The 2,887-nt window shown below is 72.8% G+C and carries 3 protein-coding genes and 1 pseudogene; 1 reads left to right on the forward strand and 3 read right to left on the reverse strand.

What is annotated here, in order from left to right; genetic code table 11:
- Positions 1-516 (reverse strand): annotated as a pseudogene (locus AF1_RS32285) (hypothetical protein); the annotation flags it as partial.
- A gap of 339 nt (positions 517-855) precedes the next feature.
- Here AF1_RS32285 and AF1_RS32290 point away from each other — a divergent pair.
- Complete coding sequence (locus AF1_RS32290; RefSeq protein WP_067808094.1) at positions 856-1,218, forward strand: YkvA family protein; 363 nt, start codon at positions 856-858, stop codon at positions 1,216-1,218.
- Between the two features lie 27 nt (positions 1,219-1,245).
- Here AF1_RS32290 and AF1_RS32295 read toward each other — a convergent pair whose 3' ends face one another.
- Positions 1,246-1,992 (reverse strand): IclR family transcriptional regulator, encoded by a 747-nt coding sequence (locus AF1_RS32295; protein WP_255218865.1) that lies wholly within the window; start codon positions 1,990-1,992, stop codon positions 1,246-1,248.
- Between the two features lie 33 nt (positions 1,993-2,025).
- Positions 2,026-2,406: a hypothetical protein gene (locus AF1_RS32300; RefSeq protein WP_131733048.1), complete on the reverse strand. Its 381-nt coding sequence runs from the start codon at positions 2,404-2,406 to the stop codon at positions 2,026-2,028.
- Between the last annotated feature and the right edge of the window lie 481 nt (positions 2,407-2,887).

The following is a 2,887-nucleotide window of genomic DNA, read 5'->3' on the forward strand; positions in this document are numbered from 1 at the left end:
CCGGTCGCGGCCGGACCGCGTCTCCACCGCCCGCGCGGCCCGCGCCGGGGCGACGACCGGCGCCACGAGCGCCGCGGTGCTCACCGGCACCACGCCGCGCGCCACGGCGAGCAGCGCGGCGGCGGCGCCCGCGCTGAAACCGGCCAGGCCGACGGGGCCGTCCGGAATCGCGAGGTCGCGGCGGACCGCCGCCAGGACGCCGGGCAGCCCTTGCGCGGCGCTCTCGACCGCCGCGCAGTACGCCTCGACGGCCTCGTTCTCCAGGATCGCGCCCGAGCCGAGCCCGCCGGGCGAGCGTCCCGGCAGGTCGAGGTAGACCCGCCACACCGGCACGCCGGTCATCGGGAGCGCCGCCGCGAGCGCGGCCCCCGTGCGGGGCGGATCGAACCCGGGCCAGGCCACGATCAGCCGGGTCGGGCCGGAGGCGGTCGCGTCGACCGCGGTCGGGGGCAGCGCGACATAGGCCACGCCCGCCACGGTGCCGTGGACGGGACGGGCCGTGTGATCGCCGCTCATCGAGACCTCCGGTCCGGCGCCGGGCTGCCGCGCACGCTCACGCGATGACACGCGTCCTTGCGGCCCATGCTGGCAGCGGGCACCGGGGGACACGCCGTGAACCGCCGCGCCAGGCGCACGAGAGTGACGAAGACCTCACCAGAGGTCACCCGCATCACACGTCCCGGTGAGCGATGACGGGACGGTTCCGGCGATCATTCCGCCGCCGGTACGGGCGGGACGCCTGTGACCCGCGCCTCATGATCGGGTCGCGGGAACATTTCCGGCACTCGTCGCGTCCTAGATATGCGTGGGCGCAGCGGGGGCGCGCCCCCAGAACGTTCCTCCGAGGGAGTGCTCGTGGACAGGAAGCGCAGTGCGGCCGCCGCCGGGCAGGCCTGGCAGATCTACAGCGAGACCCTGCGGCCCGACGCACCCGGCCTGTGGGAGCGGACCCGCGCCGTACCCCGGATGATCAAGTCGGTCCTGCGCGGGCAGTACAAGGGCATGTCCTTCGGGACGCTCGGGCTGCTCGCCCTGGGCCTGGTCTACATCATCTCCCCGATCGACGCCATTCCCGACGTGATCCCCTTCGCGGGCATCGCGGACGACACCGGCCTGGCCCTGTGGCTGGCCACCGTCCTCGTCAGGTCCGCGGGCGACTTCGTCACCTGGGAGCGCGGCGGACGCCCCACCGTCATCGTCGGCGAACCCGTCGACTGACCCGATCCCACCCGGGGCCCGGCCGCCTCACGCGGTCGGGCCGAGCTCCTTGGCGAAGCGTTCGGCGGCGTCCCGCATGACGGGCACGACGCCCGGGACGGCCTCGCGCGTCATGCGCCCGGACGGGCCCGACACCGAGATCGCCGTCAGCGCCGGCGCCCCGGGCAGCGGCACGGCGACGCAACGCACGCCGATCTCCTGCTCCTCGTCGTCCAGCGCGTAACCCCGCTTGCGGATCCGCGCCAGCTCCGCCACCAGCGCGTCCGGATCGGTCAACGTGTTCGGCGTGTGCGCGTCCATGCCCGTCCGGGCCAGGATCTCCCGGACGCGCTGGTCGGACAACTGGGACAGCAGAGCCTTCCCCACGCCCGTGCAGTGCGGCTGGACGCGCCGCCCCACCTCGGTGAACATCCGCATCGAGTGCTTGGACGGCACCTGCGCGACGTACACGGCCTCGTCGCCTTCGAGCACCGCCATGTTGGCCGTTTCGCCGATCTCGTCCACCAGGCGGGCCAGCACCGGACGCGCCCACGTGCCCAGCAGGCGGCTGGCGCCCTCGCCCAGCCGGATGAGCCGCGGGCCCAGGGCGTACCGCTTGGACGGCTCCTGCCTGACGTACCCCTGGTTCACCAGCGTCCGCATCAGCCGGTAGATCGTCGGCATCGGCAGCCCGGAGACCTCCGTCAGCTCCGACAGCGCCATCTCGCCCCCGGCGTCCGCCAGATGCTCCAGCAGGTCGAACGCGCGCTCCAGCGACCTAACGGCCTCCGCCACCCCGAACTCCTCTCCCTCGCAACCCAGCCGATTCTACGGAGAATTGATTTCACTGTGCGAAAGAAGGGAGTTGCCAGAGGGATGCACGTTACTCGCCTTGGCGACGTGGCAATAACCTTCTGTGCCCGGCGCCGCGTCGCCGCCCCCCTGGCAGCCATAGAGGAGACCGCTGGGGGGACCGGTGCGCCGAAGGACACGCTGGGGTGCGATCGCGGCCGGCGCCGCAATGACCGTGCCGCTGCCGCTGATGAGCCCGTCCGCCGAGGCCGCACGGGACGCGGGGACACCGGCGGTCCGGTTGGTCATGGACATGGCGATCTCGGAGAGCACCACCGGACCGGACCGGACCCTGACGTACACGGTCCGTATCCGCGCGAAAGGCGACATCGCGCGGAACACGACCTTGCGCCTCACCGCCGACCGCCCCCTCTCCTGGACGCGGCACTCCCCGGACTGCATCGAGTCCGATTCAGGCCGCACATTGCGCTGCGACCTGGGCGACCTGGGCGAGGCGCCGCGCGAACGGGCGGGCACCATCCGAATCCCGGTCACCTCGACCTCGGAACCGTCCTCGCCCCCCGTAAGCGTCCTGGTCGTGGCGGACGCCACCAACGCTCCCCGCCGCTCGATGACACGGCCGCCCGACCCGGACCCAACGCCGAGCGGGGGGCACCCTGACACGGAAACGCCGACGGACACACCGTGCACGTCCGGTAAGGCGAGCGCTGGCGCTAAGCGATGCTCGTCCGCGCAACCGTCCGGCCCAGAGCCGACGCCAGATGGTGGCCACTCTGATGTGGGGTCGCCGCCTGGAACGCAGTGCAAGGCGGGCGAGCCGAAGAGTGACGAGGGGCCGTGTGTGCCTGTGAAGCCGTCTGTGGTTAAGCCGCGTCCG

Source organism: Actinomadura formosensis NBRC 14204 (genome assembly GCF_001552155.1).
In the GTDB taxonomy this organism is placed as follows: domain Bacteria; phylum Actinomycetota; class Actinomycetes; order Streptosporangiales; family Streptosporangiaceae; genus Spirillospora; species Spirillospora formosensis.